The 19,906-nt window shown below is 38.5% G+C and carries 20 protein-coding genes; 8 read left to right on the top strand and 12 right to left on the bottom strand.

Annotated features, from left to right (window positions below; genetic code table 11):
• Positions 1-2: 2 nt before the first annotated feature.
• From HDE68_RS00275 to HDE68_RS00260, 4 genes are read left to right on the top strand one after another with little or no spacing between them, the layout of a single operon-like run.
• Positions 3-617: an RNA polymerase sigma factor gene (locus tag HDE68_RS00275; protein ID WP_183877768.1), complete on the top strand. Its 615-nt coding sequence runs from the start codon at positions 3-5 to the stop codon at positions 615-617.
• A gap of 10 nt (positions 618-627) precedes the next feature.
• Positions 628-1,623, top strand: coding sequence for a FecR family protein (locus HDE68_RS00270; protein WP_183877766.1), 996 nt, complete (start codon positions 628-630; stop codon positions 1,621-1,623).
• Positions 1,624-4,161 carry a TonB-dependent receptor gene (locus HDE68_RS00265; protein ID WP_317617675.1) on the top strand — a complete coding sequence of 846 codons (2,538 nt, stop codon included), beginning with the start codon at positions 1,624-1,626 and terminating at the stop codon, positions 4,159-4,161.
• Position 4,162: 1 nt separating this feature from the next.
• Positions 4,163-5,008 (top strand): hypothetical protein, encoded by an 846-nt coding sequence (locus HDE68_RS00260; protein WP_183877764.1) that lies wholly within the window; start codon positions 4,163-4,165, stop codon positions 5,006-5,008.
• A 76-nt stretch (positions 5,009-5,084) separates the two neighbouring features.
• On the opposite strand, the gene trxA is transcribed toward HDE68_RS00260, so the two are convergent.
• The 3 genes from trxA to HDE68_RS00245 form a co-directional block, all read right to left on the bottom strand.
• Positions 5,085-5,384: a thioredoxin gene (trxA, locus tag HDE68_RS00255; RefSeq protein WP_183877762.1), complete on the bottom strand. Its 300-nt coding sequence runs from the start codon at positions 5,382-5,384 to the stop codon at positions 5,085-5,087.
• Positions 5,385-5,596: 212 nt separating this feature from the next.
• The gene (locus HDE68_RS00250) at positions 5,597-6,766 is read right to left on the bottom strand and encodes an MFS transporter (protein ID WP_183877760.1); all 1,170 of its coding nucleotides are present in this window, start codon (positions 6,764-6,766) and stop codon (positions 5,597-5,599) included.
• Positions 6,767-6,879: 113 nt separating this feature from the next.
• Positions 6,880-7,392 carry a DNA-deoxyinosine glycosylase gene (locus HDE68_RS00245; RefSeq protein ID WP_183877758.1) on the bottom strand — a complete coding sequence of 171 codons (513 nt, stop codon included), beginning with the start codon at positions 7,390-7,392 and terminating at the stop codon, positions 6,880-6,882.
• A gap of 160 nt (positions 7,393-7,552) precedes the next feature.
• Here HDE68_RS00245 and HDE68_RS00240 point away from each other — a divergent pair, with 160 nt between their 5' ends.
• The 3 genes from HDE68_RS00240 to HDE68_RS00230 all read left to right on the top strand — a co-directional run bounded on the left by HDE68_RS00240 (position 7,553) and on the right by HDE68_RS00230 (position 10,803).
• Positions 7,553-8,386: a S1 RNA-binding domain-containing protein gene (locus HDE68_RS00240; protein WP_183877756.1), complete on the top strand. Its 834-nt coding sequence runs from the start codon at positions 7,553-7,555 to the stop codon at positions 8,384-8,386.
• A 282-nt stretch (positions 8,387-8,668) separates the two neighbouring features.
• Positions 8,669-10,198: a catalase gene (locus HDE68_RS00235; protein WP_183877754.1), complete on the top strand. Its 1,530-nt coding sequence runs from the start codon at positions 8,669-8,671 to the stop codon at positions 10,196-10,198.
• Positions 10,199-10,284: 86 nt separating this feature from the next.
• Positions 10,285-10,803: an ankyrin repeat domain-containing protein gene (locus HDE68_RS00230; protein WP_183877752.1), complete on the top strand. Its 519-nt coding sequence runs from the start codon at positions 10,285-10,287 to the stop codon at positions 10,801-10,803.
• A 53-nt stretch (positions 10,804-10,856) separates the two neighbouring features.
• Here HDE68_RS00230 and HDE68_RS00225 read toward each other — a convergent pair whose 3' ends face one another.
• The 3 genes from HDE68_RS00225 to HDE68_RS00215 form a co-directional block, all read right to left on the bottom strand.
• Positions 10,857-11,948 carry a YXWGXW repeat-containing protein gene (locus HDE68_RS00225; protein ID WP_183877750.1) on the bottom strand — a complete coding sequence of 364 codons (1,092 nt, stop codon included), beginning with the start codon at positions 11,946-11,948 and terminating at the stop codon, positions 10,857-10,859.
• 137 nt (positions 11,949-12,085) lie between these two features.
• Positions 12,086-12,700 carry an RNA polymerase sigma factor gene (locus HDE68_RS00220; protein WP_183877748.1) on the bottom strand — a complete coding sequence of 205 codons (615 nt, stop codon included), beginning with the start codon at positions 12,698-12,700 and terminating at the stop codon, positions 12,086-12,088.
• 349 nt (positions 12,701-13,049) lie between these two features.
• Positions 13,050-13,538, bottom strand: coding sequence for a GNAT family N-acetyltransferase (locus HDE68_RS00215; protein WP_183877746.1), 489 nt, complete (start codon positions 13,536-13,538; stop codon positions 13,050-13,052).
• Positions 13,539-13,631: 93 nt separating this feature from the next.
• On the opposite strand from HDE68_RS00215, the gene HDE68_RS00210 reads away from it, so the two are divergent.
• Positions 13,632-14,222 carry a hypothetical protein gene (locus HDE68_RS00210; protein WP_183877744.1) on the top strand — a complete coding sequence of 197 codons (591 nt, stop codon included), beginning with the start codon at positions 13,632-13,634 and terminating at the stop codon, positions 14,220-14,222.
• Between the two features lie 54 nt (positions 14,223-14,276).
• On the opposite strand, the gene HDE68_RS00205 is transcribed toward HDE68_RS00210, so the two are convergent.
• The 6 genes from HDE68_RS00205 to HDE68_RS00180 all read right to left on the bottom strand — a co-directional run bounded on the left by HDE68_RS00205 (position 14,277) and on the right by HDE68_RS00180 (position 19,903).
• Positions 14,277-15,053, bottom strand: coding sequence for a DUF3050 domain-containing protein (locus tag HDE68_RS00205; protein WP_183877742.1), 777 nt, complete (start codon positions 15,051-15,053; stop codon positions 14,277-14,279).
• A gap of 128 nt (positions 15,054-15,181) precedes the next feature.
• On the bottom strand, positions 15,182-16,156 hold the full coding sequence (locus tag HDE68_RS00200; protein ID WP_183877740.1) for an NAD(P)H-quinone oxidoreductase: 975 nt from the start codon (positions 16,154-16,156) through the stop codon (positions 15,182-15,184).
• Positions 16,144-16,839 (bottom strand): AcvB/VirJ family lysyl-phosphatidylglycerol hydrolase, encoded by a 696-nt coding sequence (locus HDE68_RS00195; protein WP_183877739.1) that lies wholly within the window; start codon positions 16,837-16,839, stop codon positions 16,144-16,146. The genes HDE68_RS00200 and HDE68_RS00195 overlap by 13 nt, the downstream gene beginning before the upstream one ends.
• A 186-nt stretch (positions 16,840-17,025) precedes the next feature.
• A complete protein-coding gene (locus HDE68_RS00190; RefSeq protein WP_183877737.1) occupies positions 17,026-18,228 on the bottom strand; it encodes a DUF763 domain-containing protein in 1,203 nt (400 codons plus the stop codon).
• A 7-nt stretch (positions 18,229-18,235) separates the two neighbouring features.
• A complete protein-coding gene (locus HDE68_RS00185) occupies positions 18,236-18,850 on the bottom strand; it encodes an HAD family hydrolase (protein ID WP_183877735.1) in 615 nt (204 codons plus the stop codon).
• Positions 18,851-18,883: 33 nt separating this feature from the next.
• Positions 18,884-19,903, bottom strand: a complete 1,020-nt coding sequence (locus tag HDE68_RS00180; RefSeq protein WP_183877733.1) for a cytochrome d ubiquinol oxidase subunit II — start codon at positions 19,901-19,903, stop codon at positions 18,884-18,886.
• Positions 19,904-19,906: the final 3 nt, after the last annotated feature.

Genomic DNA, 19,906 nt, shown 5'->3' with positions numbered 1-19,906 from the left:
GGATGAGCAAAGAACAAAAATACGCTCTTCCTGATGAAGAACAGGAACTCATAGCTGCGGTAAAAAGACATGACCGAAAAGCTTTTGAAAGACTGTATAAACAATATTACAGGCAATTGTTTGCTTTGGCTTATCGCTATGCTGGCCAGGCACCGGTTGCCGAAGAAATTGTGCATGATGTGTTTCTAACCATCTGGAAAATGGCTGAACAGCTTAACGTTCAGTCTTCGGTAAAAAGTTACCTGTCCAGAGCGGTGATCAACTCTTCACTCAATTTCATTAAAAAAGAAAAGATTGAACATGGAAAGCAAAATGCCTACATGGTTGTCGTAAGTGAGGATGAGACTGAAAATGAGCAAAAACAAAGAAAAGAATCTTTGCTGAACAGTCTGGAAAAAGCACTGGCTATTTTGCCACCAAAATGCAGGGAAGTGATGTATTTAAGTCGTTTTGGAAAATTGAAACAACAGGAAATCGCAACACAGATGAATATATCTATTAAAACAGTTAAAAATCATCTGACTTACGGCTTCCAGAAATTGAGAGAACAATTGGAAAAACAGCAGCAAAATTTATTATTGCTGCTACTGATACTATATAAATATTGGGGCCAATAAAACGCATACCATGAAAGCATTTGAAACTAACGAACAGTTTATCTATTCACTAATTATTGATGATCTCGACGATACGATCAGTCCTGCACATAAAGTTCTGCTGGAGAACTGGAGAGCGGCAAGTGAACAGAATGAAAAAACGTACCAGGAATTTGTTCAGGTTGAACAAAATATTAGTCAATTATACAATGACCAGCCTTATACAGCTCAATCTTCGTGGGCAGCGCTGGATCAGAAAATTGATCAGATTGAAGATAAATGGCTCCAGAAAGAAAAAGACAGTCATACAAAAATCTGGTACAGTATTGCGGCTTCGGTTCTGCTGGTTCTTTCTTTAGGTTATTATTTTATCAACAGGACTTCTTATACAGTGGTTAGCAATGAGCAGAATGCCGCTATAAAAAATATTACACTCCCGGATGGTACGCAGGTACAGTTAAACGGCGGAGCTTCTGTAAAATATGCTACCCGTAGCTTCAGCACAAACAGAAAACTTCAATTGCTTAACGGAGAAGTTTTTGTTAAAGTTGTACATCAGGATAAATATCCTTTTTTGGTAGATCTGGGTGATATACACGCATTGGACCTGGGTACAAGCTTCAATATTATTAAACATAACCGGGACATCACATTAACTGTTGCAGAAGGTGAAGTTGCCTTACAGCAGCATTTGGCTTCCAGATCAATCCGGTTAACCGCAGGCAATACAGGCCGCTATTTTTCTGCCACAGGGAAACTTGTAGCCGAAAAGAATACTGATCTCAATTATAAATCCTGGATAGATAAAGACTTTGTATTTACAGAAACCCCATTATCAGAAGTGGTGAAACAATTAAACAGTGTCTATAAAACTTCAATCACCATTAATGGAGGTCAATTAGAAACACGAAAACTAACGGCACATTTGCATTATCAGACACCAGACAGTGCTTTAAAAGTTATTACAGCAACATTGCAGTGCAAAGTAACCCAGAAGGAAGGAAATTATATCTTAGCTGAAAAATAAGTGAATAAAGTTTTTGTCCTGTTCCTTTTTGTGTGTTTATTGCAAACGGGTAAACTTTATGCCCAGAAGAACACCATTCTGGAGCAACAGATCACTATGAATTTAAAGGCAGACTCTTTGATCAGGGTCCTCTCCAAATTGCAGAACAAGAATCAGATAACTTTTTCTTTTGATCCCGATTTACTAAGAAATTATCAAACACCTGCTTTTCATTTTGTCAGCACCCCTTTGACTGCGGCGCTAAAAAAGATCTTTAAGGGAACACCTTTAGTTTTTAATGTGATCGGAAATAATATTGTCATTACCAGAGCAAAACCGGCAGTATGGACTATTCATGGTCATGTGTTTAATGATGATGATGGTGAAGATCTGGTTGGTGCTACAGTTTATATCCCCGAACTTAAGGCAGGTGTGGTTACCAATCAGTATGGTTTCTATTCGCTCAGCGTTCCGGAAGGAACCTATGATGTACTGATTTCAAATCTGGGCTATAAAACCCAGCAAAAAAATATCTATTTCAATCAGAATATTGAAATGGACACGGAGCTGATCCCACAAACAAAGCTATTACCCGAAATAAAAATTAAACAGGTCATCACCCCTAATCCATTATTGCAGAATGAGCAGAATTACAGTTCTAAAACACTGGATATGAAAGCTTATTACGCTGGTGAAACAGATATTGTAAAGGCTTTACAAATGCAGAATGGGATTAAAGCAATTTCGGAAGGAAGTTCTGGCCTATTTATCAGAGGAGGGAATTCTGATCAGAACCTTATTTTACTGGATGAAGCAGTAGTTTATAATCCTTCCCATTTATATGGACTGGTTTCTGTTTTCAATCCGGATGCGATCAATAACCTGCAGGTCTATAAAGATTATATTCCTGCTAATTTTGGTGGCAGGCTTTCATCGGTAATCGTTAACCGGATGGCAGAAGGGAATAATAAAGAATATCATCTTAGTGGCGGAGTTAGTTTGATGTCTGCCAGGATTTCGGCAGAAGGCCCGATTGTAAAAGATAAAGGTTCTTTTATCATCGCGTTCAGAAGAAGTTTACTGGATGTTTTCAGGAATAAATTTAAACTATTCAATCCGAACTCTATTTATTATGATATTAATGCAAAAGCCAATTACAGGATAAATAAGAATAATAGTGTTTATTATTCTTTGTATGCTGGTCAGGACAGGCTATTATCAGAAAATTCGTTTCGCAACGATTGGGGAAACCTGACTTCTACCCTGCGCTGGAATCATATTTTTAATTCCAGGTTATTTTTGAACACTTCTGCTATCTATAGCAATTACAGCAATCTGCTGGATTTAAATGCAGATACACTTTCTCAAAAAAGTCAATGGAGTACCGGAGTCAGGGATATCACAGTTAAAGCTGATTACACTTTTTACAGCAGCCCTGTAAACCTGATCAAATTTGGGCTTTCAAGTACTTATCATCAGTTTACCCCGGGACAGACAAAAAATAAAGAGAGCAATGAATTTAATATTGCAAAAGATAAATCTGTAGAATCTGCTGTTTACTATAACCAGGAAATTTCATTTAGTAACTCGTTTGAATTGAATTTCGGACTACGTCTGGGGATGTTCCAGAATGCACAGGAACGTCTTGATGTTTTCGATTCGCAGGGAAACAGGGTCAAACAGAATGACTATAAGACATTTATCAACCCCGAGCCAAGGATAAATATCAGCTATTTACTAAATGATAAAAAGCGTCTTTTCGTAACTTATAACCGTAATTATCAATATTTACAATTAGTGCAGAACAGTACACTGGCCTTTTCTTCCTTAGAACCCTGGATTCCTGCTTCTGCACAAATTGCGCCTCAGCATGCTGATCTGTTTTCTGCAGGTTACCGTTATTCACCTGGAAATTACACCTTCTCAGCAAATGCCTATTACAAAAAGTTAAGTAACCAGCTGGACTTAACCGGACATGCACAAATTATTCAGAATCCGGATATCAGAAATCAACTTAAAGCTGGTAAGTCTGATGTTTATGGTTTTGAGGCCGAAATTACTAAAACAGAGGGCAAGTTTACAGGTAGTCTGGCTTATACTTATTCAAGGGCATTCCGTACAATTCAGGGAATAAACGACGGCAATCGCTTTGCTGCAAATTACGATATCCCACATGAGCTGAAATTCAGTGCTTCTTATATTTTCAATAAGCAATTTTCAGTGCAGACTTTTTTCACCTACTCTTCTGGCAGACCGTTAACCCTTCCAGTTGGTTATTATCTCCATGATGGGATAAATGTACCTATATTTGAAGGCAGGAATACTTCCAGGTTTCCAGACTACAGCAGACTGGATATTTCGGGACAATATCATCTGGAAACCCCTTTGTCCAGGAAAAGGTCATTATCAAGTACAATATCAGTGGGAATATATAACTTATATAATAGAAAAAACCCTTTATATTATCATTTGACAACAGATGCTTCAATTGATCAGAAAGGCTCTTTAGAATATGCATTTGGCTTTTTTCCCTGGATAGCTTATAGTTTTAGACTCTGATATGAATACGAAATATATTCTGCTTATTATTTTATTAACCGGCTTAATCAGCTCTTGTAAAAAAGACGCGGACAAAATTTCATTTGATAAACCTAAACGGGAATATGATCTTGCAGTTGAAGGGGGAATAAACACACTAACACAATCGCAGTTTATAAAACTGACCAAACCTTCTCTGACGCTTGATGCCAAACCTTTGGCGATTTCAAAAGCCACTGTGATTGTTAATGATGGTAAAAAAGATATAATTTTTAAAGAGTCAGCTACCCCGGGCGTATATTCTGCTGCAAATACCCCTAATATTCCTAATTATAACATGGCATATACACTGACTATCCGTTATAATAATAAGACCTATACAGCAGTAGATACATTAAGACAGGTAGTGAATATTACGGATGACTTCTTACCCTTTAAAATTAAGAAAAATGAGAACGGAAATTATGATGGTACCATACCTAAACATACTTTTGGTTATCTTAATCCTAATAAATGGTGGATAAGTTATACTGGTATTCCAGCGTGGAACCCTTCAAAATTTGACGGTACAGAATCACTTTATTTCAGCTATACTCATTTCTTAGGTTCACCGAACTCTTTATATCCGCTGAACAATCTTAAACGTACTTTTTCTTTAAAGGGCGAAGATGTAATTACAATCTATAAGTTCTCGCTTTCTAAACAATATGCAAAATACCTTTATGGGGTTTTTCTGGAAACGGACTGGAATGGTCTTTTTTCAAGTGTACCGGTAAATGTAGATGGAAATGTATCAGGAAACGCACAGGGATACTTTTACGTTACAGACATAGACTTCCAAAAGTATAAAGTAAATGTACTGAAGTAAGCAGTTCCTGAATATTCAGGGAAACATGATCAGGAATATATTTCTAAATGGCTGGCGCAAAAGTCTTATCAGATGACTACCCCAGATGTCTTTCAATAATTCCCTGTAACTGGTTTGCAGGAATTACACCAGACTGTCTCCATTTGATCTCCCCGTTTTTGAAAAGGATTAATGTGGGTACACCCTGGATTTGATATTTACTGGAAACTGCGGGGTTTTTATCTACGTCAACCTTTAAAATCGTCGCGCTTTCACCAAGCATGCCTTTTAACTGTTGTAGAATTGGAGCCATCATTTTACAAGGCCCGCACCATTCAGCAGAGAAATCTACCAATACTGGTTTATCTGATTGAATAAGTTCCGCAAAATTTGCCATACCCGCTTAAGTATTTATATAAAAAGAAGCGGGGATCCCACTCTCGCAGTATCCCCGCCATCTAAATTAACGCTCTCAAATATATAGACGCTAATAATTTGATATTATTATATCCGGTACTAAATATTTTTTTAATTATTCTTTTCTGTGCGATGATATCTCCTAAATGCAGTCATTCATGGAATGGAAAAAACCTGAAAGAAGCATCAGTACTAATTATTTTCAGCTGCACCTGCAAGAGACCGCTGATGCCTGAAAAATAGTTGAGAGATGGGAATCAGCATTAATCCGGAGATACCGAAAATAATAAATGCGATCCTCAAACCAAAAGCATGAGCAAGATAACCTATAATTGGCGGGCCGAGCAGCATTCCGGTAATGGAATAAGTGGCAATAATAGAGATGGCCATTCCTGGTGAATATTTACTGGAAGCCCCGGCTAAAGCATAAGACATAGGTACTACTGCTGCTGTACCAAACCCAACCAGTGAAAAACCAATCATTGCAGTCCAGAACTGAGGAAATAAAATAGCCAGAGAAATTCCGGAAACTATAAAAAATGCACTCATTAAATAAGTAGCAGGCATTCCTATTTTTGAGATAATCAGGTCAGACAGGAATCTTGATGCAGCCATGAAGGTCATAAAAATCAGATAACCGTAGGTAAATATCTTTACATGCAGGACTTCCTGAAAATAGATACCACTCCAGTCAAACATCCCACCTTCGCAAATGGCAGCAAAGAAAACAACAACGCCAAGATATAATATATAGGGATCGGGTTTACCTACAATAATTTTATTCCCGCTTTCAGACCGGTCACCTTTTAATAGAAACTGATAGGAATAACAGGTAATCAGCAAACTCATGATAGCTACAATAAGTAAATGCATGTGCAAAGAGACATTGTAGGTTAAGAGCAGGGTAGAAAATGCAACACCGGCAATACCACCTGTACTCCAGAAACCATGGAAAGAACCAATGATTTTCTGAGTAAACTGCTTTTGCAGGGTGATCGCCTGCGTATTTACTGAAATATTAAAGATACGGGTGGTAAAAGCAAACAGGACTACTGCAGCAACAAGGCTAAAGGTATTCTGTGTAAACCCAATCATAGCTAATGCAACAGCGTTCAGGCCATAACCTACAGCCAGAGGGACACGGCTGTTATATTTGGAAACAAGCCATCCCGATATAGGCAAACCTATTAAGGAGCCAATAGGCATAGCCAGTAAAACTGTCCCCAACTCGGCCTCATTAAAGCCAAAGGCCATTTTTATGGTTGGTATCCTTGATGCCCAGGTCGCAAAGCTGAAACCAGACATAAAGAAAAAAGTACTAAGAAATATTCTGTGTTTGTTTTTGGTGATTGTATCCTTCATTTACCTTACAAATATAAGAAGCAGTTTAGATTTAGAGGGTAAAATTGCTTATTTCTAAATCGTTAAATTATTGTTTCTTATCAGGTTTGATTGTAAATGTTTATCCCGCATCATTAAGTTTTGACATAAGGCAGAATTTCCTTCCATAACTCCAGTTTTTGCTGGAATGTTTTTGTGGCATTTGCACCACTCGGGGAAGGTAATAAATGATAGCTTTTATCTTTACTTTTCTTAACATGCCTGAGGTAAAGCTGTTCAGCTTTTTTACTATCAAAAAATATTTCTGTAATCGTGGGATATTGTCTGTAAAAAGCAGCAAAGTCATTTACTACTTCGTTTTTGATATTGCTATCCAGACTGCCTTCACAGGTACAGGATTCCAATACGTCCCATAATGCAATTCCATGATACAGCAGGAATTTTTTACGGGCTTCATAATCGGGATCAAGTGGCTGCCCGAACAGTGTATAGATCAATTTCCAGAAATGATTACCCGAATGTCCATAGTACTGCTGCAGGCTCAAAGACCGGTCACCTGGCATAGTACCCAGCAAAAGAATTCTGCAATTCTGATCAGCAATTGGAGGAAAAGCTGTCTTTACAGGGGAAATAATTAGTTTATCCATTCTTTATAAATTGATTCTCCTTTTTTACAATAGAATATACAACACAAAGATATCAAAAGAGTTTCTCCAAATAACGCCCAGCACTGTAACCGGCCAAAAAGATGTACTCATATTCTTACCGATATTGCTACCTTTGCAGATTGAATATTAAGAAATACCAATGATACAGATAGGACAATACAACGAGTTAAGAATTATAAACAAGACAGAATCAGGACTAATACTGTCTGATGGCGATAAGGAAGCGCTATTGCCCTATAACCATGTCCCAAAGGACGCTGAAATTGGAGATAATATCAACGTTTTTGTTTACATGCATAAAGATGGAAAACTACATGCTACTACACAGAAACCACTGGCTTGTGTAGGCGATTTTGCTTACCTGACAGTTGTGGAAGATGGTGAAAATGGCGTTTTCATGGACATTGGTATTGATAAGGATGTATATGTTCCTGAAAAAGAACAGAAACGCCCGATGTTTAAAGGCGACAAACATGTAGTTTATGTTTTCCTTGACGATAGCAATGACCGTATGGTGGCTTCATCAAGATTAACCAACTATGTGGAAGAAGAAGAAATCAATTTTGAAGAGGGCGATGAAGTAAGTTTATTAATAGCTGACCGCAGTGACCTGGGTTACAATGCCATCATTGATAACAAATACATAGGTTTATTATATCAGAATGAATTATTTGATCAGCTTAATCCTGGTGAAGTAAGAAAAGGATGGATCAAAAAGGTAAGAGTTGAAGGAAAGATTGACCTGAGTTTACAACCGATGGGTTATGGTCATATTCTGGATATGAAAGAAGTGCTGATCAAAATGCTTGAAGAAAACAGAGGTACTATTGCCTTGGGTGATAAAAGCTCACCAGAAGAAGTTTATGAGTTATTGAAAATTAGTAAGAAAGCTTTCAAAAAAACTACTGGCGCACTTTATAAAGAACGCCTGATCACTATCGGTGATCATGAAATCAAGTTATTATCTGAGTAACCGGATCTCCGGTGTTAGTCTTTCAGACCAGGAATGGACTGACACCGGATAATTTTCATGCCCCACCACCAGCTATGAATCCATAGCCTTTCTCTTTTTATTTCGTTAGAGAAAAATTAGCTGTAATAACTGCCCCTATCAGCTTTATTTTCAGAAAATAAAGCAATAGCCTGTAAGCTTATTTGCACAAAAACAATATCCTTTTTTTCTATATCAGTATCAAAACTAATGATTTGTTTGAGCTGTCGGCTACAAATATCTTTGGCCGTATAAAAAAAACATATGCGGATAAATTACTCATCAGCCCTATTTCTTTCCTTACTTACCGCAACTTCTTTTGCGCAGGTAAAACCATTAACAACAAACACAGGAGCTCCTGTTGGAGACAACCAAAACTCTAAAACTATTGGCAATAACGGCCCGGTTTTATTGGAAGACATTCACTTAATAGAAAAACTTGCCGCTTTTGACAGAGAACGGATTCCTGAGCGCGTGGTACATCCAAGAGGCGCAGGTGCTTTTGGAGAATTTGTAAGCGCGGGAGACTTCTCTGCTTATACTCAGGCTACTCTTTTTGTGGAGAAAGGCAAAATAACCCCCGTATTTACCAGGTTCTCTACGGTGATTAACAGTAAAGGTTCACCAGAAACATTAAGAGATCCACGCGGATTTGCCGTTAAGTTTTATACTGATAATGGAAATTATGATATCGTAGGCAATGACCTTCCTGTCTTTTTTATTCGTGATGCCATGAAGTTCCCTGATATGGTTCATGCTTTGAAACCTTCACCAATCACTAACAGACAAGATCCAACCCGTTATTTTGATTTCTTCTCTCAGGTTCCGGAATCTACACACATGCTGACCCGCCTGTATACTGAGCTTGGTATCCCAGCTAATTATCGTCAAATGGACGGATCAGGTGTTCATGCCTTTAAATGGGTAAATGCTAAAGGAGAAGTCACTTATGTAAAATATACCTGGAAAACAATGCAGGGTGTTAAGGGGTTAACTGCTGAAGAAGCAAGCGCCATACAGGCAAACGATTTTCAGAGTGCAACCCACGATTTGTATGATAACATTGCCAAAGGCAATTTTCCTTCATGGGAATTATATGTACAAATGCTGAAACCACAGGACTTTGATAAACTTGATTATAATCCGCTGGACCCGACAAAGGTTTGGCCAGAAAAAGATGCAAAACTAGTCCTGGCAGGTAAAATGACTTTAAATAAATGGCCGGATAACTTTTTTGAAGAGGTAGAAGAATCTGCATTTTCTCCGGCTACACTTGTTCCTGGAATTGAACCTTCGGAAGATAAACTATTGCAGGGAAGACTTTTTTCTTACTTTGACACACAACGTTACCGTATAGGGGCTAACTTCCAGTCTCTTCCGGTTAATGCACCTAAAGTAAAAGTAAACTCTCACAACCAGGATGGTGCATTCAGCAACAGACAAAAGGCAACTGATGTGAATTATCAGCCAAGTACAATTGAAAAGGGTTATAAAGATGATAATGCCTATAAATATTCATCCAGTACTTATAAATCTGGTATAACTGTACAGCACAAAATAGATAAACCTAATGATTTTAAACAGGCTGGTGAGTTTTACCGCTCCCTGTCTGAACTGCAGAAAGTAAATCTGGTAAAAAATCTTAGTGATGATTTAGTACAGGTAACCAGACGTGATATCATTGTCAAAATGGTTAGTAATTTTTATATGGCAGATGCAGACTTTGGTAAAAGATTAGCCGCCGCGCTTAAAGTAAGCAGAGAGGAAGCTGAAGCTGGTTTCCGCTCGAAATAAATATTCGGAAATAAAGGGAGGGGTTTAGCCCTCCTTTTGCTTTTACGATTTCCATGAATCAAAGATTGAAAAACAATTATTCTGCAATGAAAAAAACAATATCTTTAGTTGCGCTTTTACTCTCCGTTACCTGCTCAGGTTTTTCACAGGATATTTTTGAAGCTGCCCGTCATAATGATACAGCAAGCCTGGCTAAATTTCTAAAAGCAGGAACTAAAATTGATACCGCAGACCAGCGGGGTTCTACGCCATTGATCATTGCGGTTTATAACGAAAATGAAGAGGCTGTAAAGTTTTTACTTGACAATGGAGCTTTAACTGATGCAAAAGATAAATCGGGCAATACTGCGATGATGGGTGCCTGTTTCAAAGGCTATTTGAATATGGTTGAGCTATTGTACCAATATCATGCTATTATCAATACTTTAAACCTGAATCATGCCTCCGCCCTTATATTTGCAGCTACTTTTGGGCAGTTGAAAATTGCAGCTTACCTTTTAGAGAAAGGGGCTGATCGCAATATCAGGGATAACCGGGACAAATCTGCACTCGATTATGCGATTAATCAGGAGTATCAGCCCATGATAGACTTACTAAAAAAATAGCATTGCTCTTTATTTTCATGGATAGAAAGCAATGCTATTCTTAAACAGATAATTTATGATCTGCGCTCATTCTCTGCTCTGTGAGGATGAGGATTACCATGAGGATGTGGTTGATTATGATTTTGCTGTGGGCCATGAGGCTGTCTGTTGATACCTGGATGCCATGGTTGACCTCCCCTTGCCCCATTAGCCTGCCTGTCATTTCTCATAGCATTATTTCCGTTAGCCTGACGGTTGTTCCCTCCATTTTCTTGAATTCTATCTGAATTTGCATTCATCCTGTCTGCTTGTCCGTTATTCATCTTATCTGCTTGTCCGTCGTTCATCCTGTTTACCTGGCCGCCGTTCATTTTGTCTGCCTGACCACCATTCATCCTATTTGCCTGTCTACCATTCATCTTGTCTGTCTGACCACCATTTGCATTGGGATTTTGCTGATTAAATTTGTGGTTATTTACTCTGTCCATTGCGGCATTGGACGGATTACCATGATTTACATTAGCAAACTGACTACGATTCTGACCAGCAGATTGCTGATGAGACAACTGAGATGCAGTAGGTTGTATATGCTGCTCGTTCATTGCTCTGCGCTCTTCTTCACGCGGCTGTGCATTTACACCTCCCTGGCCATTAAAACTTGTGTGGTTATTATTAACAGTATTGTTATTAATAACTGTTTTGTTGATATAGGTATTATGAACAACAGTAGTATTTACGTTCGTAATTGCTGTATTATATCTGTATGAGCCTCCCTCCCAGCGTCCGCCATAAAAACCTGAACCTCCATAACCATAACCGTAATTAATACCGCCATAGAAGCCAATATGAGGTCCCCAGTAACCTGAGTGGAAGCTATATACCCCACCAACAAAGCCCCAGTAAGCAGGAGTCCATAACACGCCAACACGCGGAGGATGTACCCATACTCCGGGAACCCAGTAATAACCATCAGCATCATCATAAGCCCAGTAACCGGGAGTCCATAAATATCCATCAGCAGGACAGGCTGGTTGTGCATATACCGGAAGTGCTGGCGGAGCAATCCTTGCAGATATATTAATGCCTACACTGATCTGCGCAAAGGCAGCAGTTCTGGCAAAAGTCATTGCTAAAAGCAAAAAACTAATTTTCGCAATCTTTTTCATAAGTATGAGTTTTAAATTTCATATCTATAAGAGCAGAATTGTACGATATAGTTTAAATTAGAATTTCATTAGAAATTGCTTAATGAATTTTAATGGCCGCAACGAATTAATAATGGGTTACGCCACAAAATTAAAGGTTATAAATCAAAGACTAAGGGAACAGTAAAATACTTTCTCAGGATCAATATTGAAATCCTGATTCTTGTTTTAACAGTACCAATTGGGATATTTAGAATTTTAGCCGCTTCGGAATGAGAATAGCCCTGAAAATAAACCAGATCCAGTACATCTTTCTGGAGTGGATTTAATGTTCTGGTTAACTGCCCGATTCCAATAATATCAGGATTATAATGGCAGAAATTATTCATTTCTACCAGTTTCATTATTCCTTCTAATTCTATATTCTTAGTACTATTGAAAGCCCCACGCGTTTTCATTTGATCCAGGGCTTTATTCTTCGCGATTTTGGACATCCATGTAAACAGCCTGCCCTTATCTTCGTCGTACAAACAAATTCTTGACGATATTTTCGCAAAGGCTTCTTGTAGTACATCTTCGGCAGTTTCCCTTGATTTAACGACTTTTAGAATTATGGATAAAAGCGCAGGAGCATACTGCCGGTACAAGAAAGAGAATGCTTTCATATCCATACGTTTTAAGTCACGGATAAGTTCCTTTTCTTTATCACCTGCAATACTAATCTTAGGCAGGGATTCTGTTTTTGCATCATAGATAACTATCGGTAGAAGCATAGCATATGGATAAATATATATTTAAATAAATGCGTAGTTTTTTAAACTATTACTTAAACATCCACAAGTGTGCCACAGTATTTGCCAATTATATCCCTACAGATAAGGAGATCATAAAAAGTAGCATTAAACTTTTCTAAAATAGGCCTCCAGACTAGATTAAATGCAATTATTTCTCTTATTGGTAAACTATATGACTTGATTATTCACTTTATTCATTACTGATTATCAATCATTTAATACAGAACATGTCTTTATAAAGAGAATAAACTCAGGAAATCTGGTCAGACAATAATTTCAAATTATCCATTTTTGTTTAATGTTTTTAGCCGTTTGGCTAATCTGTTTTCTAAGGTTTAATCTGATACAACATCCAGATGGAACAGGAATAATGGCCGGTATCGCCAACGGGCTTATCCAATAATTTAAAGCCTAGTTTCTCATAAGCAGTAACTGCGGCGGCAAGCTCTGGCATGCTCTCCAGATAAATATGATGATAGCCTAATTCTCCGGCCAGAGTGATACATTTTTGCATTAATGTTTTGCCCAGACCTTTACCTCTGGAAGCAGGGGCCAGGTACATTTTAACAAGTTCAACAGTATCCGCCGGAAGTCCGTTTGAAGGATAAATCCCTACCCCTCCAATGACTTCGTTATTCTCTATGGCAACATAATATTTACTGCCTTTTATCTGGAATGCATCGTAAAGGTGATTCGTACTTTCATCAAAATAAGCGGTACCGGGAATATTCAAGCCAAATTCTTCTAAACTTGTTTTTATGATTACAGCCATTGCAGCGTTATCATGAGGCTGGATTTCTCTTATTGTTATACTCATGGAACCCAATCTAGCAAAAAGATTAAAAAAATAAAATCATTCTTTAAAACAATAGCAATCAGCTCTTGTTATAGTTTATTAGCATAATAATTAATGAAGTATCTCTTTATCCTATTCTTTTTATTCTGTTCAGAAAAAACGTTCTCTCAGTCAGCTACTTATAAATTAACAAATAAGCAGGATGGCACTTCAAGTAACATTTCTATCAGAAGAACAGATGATCAGGTAGAAGTCAATGTAATTGCAAACTGGAACAATAAGGCCAGAACCTATGGTCAGTTTACAGGAAAGGGAACAATAACTGATAATAAAGCCACCATCAGGACAGAAAAAAAATCTCAGCCCTGCAAAGTAATCCTGACTTTCTTAAAGGATTCTCTGAGTGCCGATTTCCAGGACTGTGAAAATGACCAGCTTCCTGCAAATTTCTCAGGTATTTATACTAAAATTGATGATAATGTAACTGGTGAATATATTGTTTCGGCTGATATCTGTTATTTCTACAGTAAACCTGATGAAAAATCAAGAAAGAAAGGTTTTGCTTATACGCCGGAAGTATTAAATATTGAAGAGCTTCTTGAAGGTAACTGGGGCTTTGCTACCTTTATGTCCGAAGGAAAACATCTTTTTGGTTATGTAAAGCTATCAGATTTAAAATTCAAAAGGACTTATCTGTTTGATTAAACAGATAAGTCCTTTTGAATTTTAGATTTTTAATTGAAGTAAAAACAATAAAGATTATTCAGTTCCGGTAATCTCTTTATAAACACCATTCCAAAGACTGATTCTTTGTTGCAATGAAGCAACTGTTACTTCTTCGGCAGCTTTCCAGGCAGCTTCATCATCCCCGCAAAGTTCGGCCGTCATTTCCAGTGCAAGATGGCTGTGATGATCTCCGTCTACTTCGATATGTCTGTCCAGATAATATTTAATCAGGGATAACTGATCAGGGAATTTTTTATTCAGGTCACCTACAATAGAGATGAACATATTAGGAATAAGATCCTCTCTGCCAAAAGTAAAGGCTGCCGACTGTAAATGAGATTGTTTACCATCAATCACTTCGAAAGTAAAGTCTACAAACTCACGTGCTTCCTGCGGCACACCTGCTGTTTCGTATGCAGTAGCAAGAGAACCGGTTTTTTTTAACGTATCAATAAATTTATGGATAGCAGTAGTGTCAGCTCCACATTGAGCCATAGCCTCCAGATACATTTCATAATGACTTTTACGGATGCCCGCGCCATCTGCATCAGATTCTTCACCAGCAACGATTTCGTTGATCAGATATCTTGTATTAGCGTTTCCTACCGGAAACCATGGGGTAGTGGTACAGGTTAACCCGATTTGTAATGATTTAAGCAGAGACATGAAATCCCAAACGGCATAAACATGATATTGCATAAAGACCTTAAGATCATCCAGGCTGTTAATGACTGAATAAACCTTGTGATTGATAATTTCCTGTCTTAGTGGTTCGATTACCTTTTGTATCCTTACGATATGCTGATTCATTGTTTTGTTATGTTAAAATCAATAGACAAATGTATCTTAATGAATTGGTTTTTTCTTCTCTGTTTTCTCTATTTTTTTAAACATTTACAAAAAATATTAATCACCCGCGAGGGAATTAACACTGATTATCAGTATGATCCTACTTTCAGGATAATTTTACCAATATGTGTACTGCTTTCCATTAATCGCTGTGCATCAGCGGCCTGTACTAATGGGAATACTTTGTAAATAACAGGTTTAATTTTTCCTGCGGTTATAAGCGGCCATATTGCCTGCTCAATCTCTTTGGACAGTATAGCTTTAAAATCATCCGTTCTGGGTTTAAGCATACTTCCTGTGATCACAAGCCTTTTATTCATCATTTGCAATATGTCAATTTCTGATTTAGATCCATTCATCGCATTGATGAAAGTAATCCGTCCATCAGGATTCAGAATATCCATATTTTTCAAGGTATTCTCCCCTCCCGTCATATCTAAAATCACATCGATACCAATAGGTTTAAGGATCGCAACAAAATCTTCTGTTTTATAATTTACAGCTTTTACAGCACCAAGTTCTTCACAAAAGCGGCATTTCTCTTGTGTTCCTGCAGTTGCATAGGCTATGCCGCCCATAGCGACAACCATTTGTATTGCAGTTACCCCTATTCCGCTTGTTCCGCCGTGAATTAAGAAGTTTTCACCTGCTTTGAAATCAGCGTCTTTAAACACGTTAGACCAGATTGTAAAAATGGTTTCAGGTAAAGATGCAGCTTCTTCGAAAGACAATCCTTCAGGTATTGGAAGACATAATCTTTCATCTACAGCCCTGTATTCAGCATATCCTCCACCGGCAATCAATGCACATACCCGATCACCAGCCTTCCAGCGTTTAGCATCAGGTCCGGCAGCTTCAACGATGCCTGAAATCTCCAGTCCGGGAATCTCTGTTTTTGTGCCTGCGCCATAGACATTACTTTGCCGGGACATCACATCACTCCTGTTTATACCCGCAGCATGTACTTTGATCAGTATTTCGTTTCCCTGAGGTACAGGTTTGGCCACTTGCTCTAATTTAAGAACTTCAGGCCCACCTTTTTTGGTAATTACTATAGCATCCATAATCCGTGTTCTCTAAAAAATTGATTTCTTCTTAATCCGCGCAGTGCTTTAAAGATTTCCTGATGAGAAGATACATCATAATGATGATCGCCCGGCAAAATCTTCATGGTGAAATTTTTCTTCTCCAATTTTTCCATTGGCCTGGGATCTTCTTTTTCTCCATAAAAACAAAAAACAGGAACAGTTACCGCCTCAATTTCAGGTTGTACTTTATACTGCCTGTCGTCTCCTGCTATGTTCAGCAAATCGGAGGTATGTACCTTAAAATCAGAGGTAGAATAAGGAGACATCAGTTCCAGTGCCACAACTTTACTTTTCATGGCCTCGGGCAAACGGTTATAAATAAAAGGAACGACATCTGCCCCAAAAGAATAACCTACCAGGTAAATCACCCTGGTTTTATAAAGTGTTGAGTATTTATAGATCAGCAGGGCGATATCGTCTGCTGTTTGCTGTGGGGTTTTACCATTCCAAAAATAGCTTCTGGAATTAAAACCAATCGTATGAAATCCTTTTTCTGCAAAACCAGTAGATAGCTGATCTTCAAAGTCAAGCCAGCCCCCGTCACCAGATAACAAAATCAGTAATCTTTTTGAGGAAGGAACAGCACTTGGATAATTAATTACAGGCAAATTAAAATCATCAGTCTCCACGCCATGATGATTTGTTGTCCTGGTTTTCATCAGGATTCCGCAACCAGAAAAAAGAAAAATAAAGATAAGGCATAAACCTCGTTGCCAATAATTCATCAGAGCTTCAAAATATTATAATTCAGGTATACAGGACATGTTTTTGACAACAATCGTACCTTAAAGTTTAATGGTCATTTTAAATTAAACACGACTCGCTTAAAGATAAAAAAATAAAGCCTAAAAAAGGTCTAACTGGCCTCCTTTTGGCGGTTTTGCATCACCAAAAATGGTTCTCCCCCCATATTTCCATGAGTTATTCCTTTCTTTTTCAATAAGTTCATCAAAATTATTATTTGGAACAAAATCTTTTTCAGCCTGCCGGGATAATTCTCCAAGTTTTTGGATAGCATGCAATTTATCTGACTGTCCGATCTTCGCTTTATGGATTGCACTGGTTAAAATACTAATCGTTTCATCATAAATTTTCAGCGGAACAGGAAAAGGATGTCCATCTTTACCGCCATGCGCAAAAGAGAAACGTGCAGGGTCTTTGAACCGGGATGGTGTGCCATAAATCACTTCACTAACCAATGCCATGGACTGTAAAGTTCTTGGACCCATGCCCTGAAGCAATAATAAGTCTTCAAAATCTGCAGGCTGTTTTTCATGTGTAAGCCATAACATGGCTCCAAGACGTTTCAGATCTACGTCTTTAGCTTTAACGTCATGGTGTTTAGGCAAAATCAGCTGCTGGATTTCAGCGAGCATCCGCGAAGGATGTTCTTTGGTCATTGATAAAACAGATTGACGGGCAGGAAGGGCTCCTTTGTTTACCATATTGAGAATTTCCCCCTGATTAACCCCGCAAATACCAGTATGAGGGTCGTCAACGAAAGATTGCATCTCTGCTGAATGCCAGTGATAACGGCGGGCCGTAGAACTTCCATCCTGCATGCCCTGCTGTACGACTGTCCAAAGACCTTCTTTACTGACAATGAAACTATGCATATACAATTGAAAACCATCCTGTACAGCAGTGTTATCAACTTTTGCACTCAGCTTACTGCATCTGACCAGTTCTGTTCCGTTTAACCCGTTACGGTCACTGTAATAAAGCAGTTCCTGCGGGGTTTGACGGGACAGCTTCCCTTTTCCTCCGCAAATATAGATACCCAGTTCTTTGGAAAGTGGATTGATAGCCCCTTTCAAAGCACCCATTACAGAAGTTGTGATGCCCGAAGAATGCCAGTCCATTCCCATTACCGCACCCAGACTTTGAAACCAAAAGGGATCGCTGAGCCTGCGCAATACTTCACCGGTACCATATTCGGTAATTATAGCTTCTGTGATTGCCAGTCCCAGAGTGGACATTCTTTCAGCAAGCCATTTTGGAATATGGCCATAGTGTAGCGGCAAATCTGCTGTACCTGACCTTTTCATCTGTTAATTATCCAAACTTAAACTGATCAATTCTTACCCAGTGCATTCCGGCAGCTTCGGCAGCTTGTGTTCCAGGATTTCCATCTTCAAAAACAAGACATTTCTTAGGATCTGCCCCCAATAGTTCTGCTGCTTTTAGAAAAGGGTCTGCAAATGGTTTTCCTTTTGGTGTTTCGCCCGCGCAAACCAGTACTTCTACATAATCACTTACACCAATAACTTCTAACGTATGTTGTACAGCTCTGCGGTCTCCACCAGAAACTACAGCAATGCGTACCCGCCCTGCATTGGCTTTCAAATGTTCAGTGACATAGGTAATGGGTACTGCTTTACCGATATATTCTTCAAAATAAAGCTTTGCTTTTCTGGCAGTAAACTCTGCGGGGTCCATATTGGACTTATAGCGCAGATTTAATTCTTCGACTACATTGAAAATAGGCCATCCTGCCAGCTCATCTATAATTGCAGGGTCCATATCCACATTGTACTGTTTGGCTATTTCAACATAGGTTTCTGTATGTGCAGGCATATTATCTGCCAGTGTACCATCACAATCGTATAAAAATGCTTCGTAATCTCCCTCAGTTAATTTGCTTAGTCTTGCAAAATTATTCTCTTCCATAAAATAATAGTTAGCGCCTGTTTGAACAGGCAGTTAATGTGCTCCTTTAGTTCCTTTTTTTTGCTGAAAACTATATATCAGATAAACCAGTGCAGGGATAATGAAAATACTGCCTATCAGCAGGGCATAACCCAAAGCTTCCATTGTCTTCAATTCTCCCTGATGTCTTAATAAAGAAAGGTTGTCCCCGCCTTTCAGGAGTATAATATCCGGAAAATGGCTGTATGTGGCTGCAAAAAGAATCATTGTCACTTGAAAACCGGCCAGTAAACGGAGCATAATTGGTTTATTTCTGTTTAATAAGACAAACGTAATAACCAGTGAAATAGTTGCCATAATCAGTGCAATAATTCCTGGAACGTCACTAAAAATCCAGTTGAGTAAGGGAATCCCTTCTGAATGTGCAGCTAAGAATACGAGTCCGCCCGCAGCCATAACAATAAAAATAGTCCTTCTTGCTTTACGGGTAAAAAGCTGCCCGTCCTGCTCATTTTCCGCTTCTCCAATAATGAATACGGTAGCCAGATAAGCACAAATCGTGACGGTAAACAGACCAACACTTAAAGAAAACCAGCTTAACCAGCTCAGGATATAGGCAGAAACAAAATCCTGTGCCTGTAAATCTATTTGCCCTGAAACAGCACTTGCGGCAATAATCCCCAAAAAGAAAGGAGTAATCACACTCGAAATAACAAATATCGGGGTATATACTTTTTGCATATCGTCCTTGACGGCATCGTAATTTCTGAAAACAAAAGCTGTACCCCTTGCAATAATTCCCATCAGCATGCAGACCAGTGGAATATGCAGATAAATGGAAACAGTAGTATATATTTTAGGAAAACCGACAAAAAGAATAACGATCACGATAATCAGCCACATGTGATTGGCTTCCCAGATAGGGCCAATGGCTTCATACATTTTTTTCCGCATCCTTGGCCTGTTCGCCCTGGAGGTAAACAGTTCTATAATTCCGGCACCAAAATCAGCTCCTCCCAATAGAATATACAACAGAATGGCAGTCCACAGGAAAATTATTACGACGTATACCATATG

The organism is Pedobacter cryoconitis (genome assembly GCF_014200605.1).
GTDB lineage: Bacteria > Bacteroidota > Bacteroidia > Sphingobacteriales > Sphingobacteriaceae > Pedobacter > Pedobacter cryoconitis_B.
The sequence above is the reverse complement of the archived record's forward strand: the minus strand, read 5'-3'. Positions and strand labels throughout refer to the sequence as shown.

Coding starts and splice junctions, on each gene's coding strand:
- HDE68_RS00275 (WP_183877768.1), top strand. CDS start 3: ATGAGCAAAGAACAAAAATACGCTCTTCCTGATGAAGAACAGGAACTC.
- HDE68_RS00270 (WP_183877766.1), top strand. CDS start 628: ATGAAAGCATTTGAAACTAACGAACAGTTTATCTATTCACTAATTATT.
- HDE68_RS00260 (WP_183877764.1), top strand. CDS start 4,163: ATGAATACGAAATATATTCTGCTTATTATTTTATTAACCGGCTTAATC.
- trxA (WP_183877762.1), bottom strand. CDS start 5,384: ATGGCAAATTTTGCGGAACTTATTCAATCAGATAAACCAGTATTGGTA.
- HDE68_RS00250 (WP_183877760.1), bottom strand. CDS start 6,766: ATGAAGGATACAATCACCAAAAACAAACACAGAATATTTCTTAGTACT.
- HDE68_RS00245 (WP_183877758.1), bottom strand. CDS start 7,392: ATGGATAAACTAATTATTTCCCCTGTAAAGACAGCTTTTCCTCCAATT.
- HDE68_RS00240 (WP_183877756.1), top strand. CDS start 7,553: ATGATACAGATAGGACAATACAACGAGTTAAGAATTATAAACAAGACA.
- HDE68_RS00235 (WP_183877754.1), top strand. CDS start 8,669: ATGCGGATAAATTACTCATCAGCCCTATTTCTTTCCTTACTTACCGCA.
- HDE68_RS00230 (WP_183877752.1), top strand. CDS start 10,285: ATGAAAAAAACAATATCTTTAGTTGCGCTTTTACTCTCCGTTACCTGC.
- HDE68_RS00225 (WP_183877750.1), bottom strand. CDS start 11,948: ATGAAAAAGATTGCGAAAATTAGTTTTTTGCTTTTAGCAATGACTTTT.
- HDE68_RS00220 (WP_183877748.1), bottom strand. CDS start 12,700: ATGCTTCTACCGATAGTTATCTATGATGCAAAAACAGAATCCCTGCCT.
- HDE68_RS00215 (WP_183877746.1), bottom strand. CDS start 13,538: ATGAGTATAACAATAAGAGAAATCCAGCCTCATGATAACGCTGCAATG.
- HDE68_RS00210 (WP_183877744.1), top strand. CDS start 13,632: ATGAAGTATCTCTTTATCCTATTCTTTTTATTCTGTTCAGAAAAAACG.
- HDE68_RS00205 (WP_183877742.1), bottom strand. CDS start 15,053: ATGAATCAGCATATCGTAAGGATACAAAAGGTAATCGAACCACTAAGA.
- HDE68_RS00200 (WP_183877740.1), bottom strand. CDS start 16,156: ATGGATGCTATAGTAATTACCAAAAAAGGTGGGCCTGAAGTTCTTAAA.
- HDE68_RS00195 (WP_183877739.1), bottom strand. CDS start 16,839: ATGAAAACCAGGACAACAAATCATCATGGCGTGGAGACTGATGATTTT.
- HDE68_RS00190 (WP_183877737.1), bottom strand. CDS start 18,228: ATGAAAAGGTCAGGTACAGCAGATTTGCCGCTACACTATGGCCATATT.
- HDE68_RS00185 (WP_183877735.1), bottom strand. CDS start 18,850: ATGGAAGAGAATAATTTTGCAAGACTAAGCAAATTAACTGAGGGAGAT.
- HDE68_RS00180 (WP_183877733.1), bottom strand. CDS start 19,903: ATGGTATACGTCGTAATAATTTTCCTGTGGACTGCCATTCTGTTGTAT.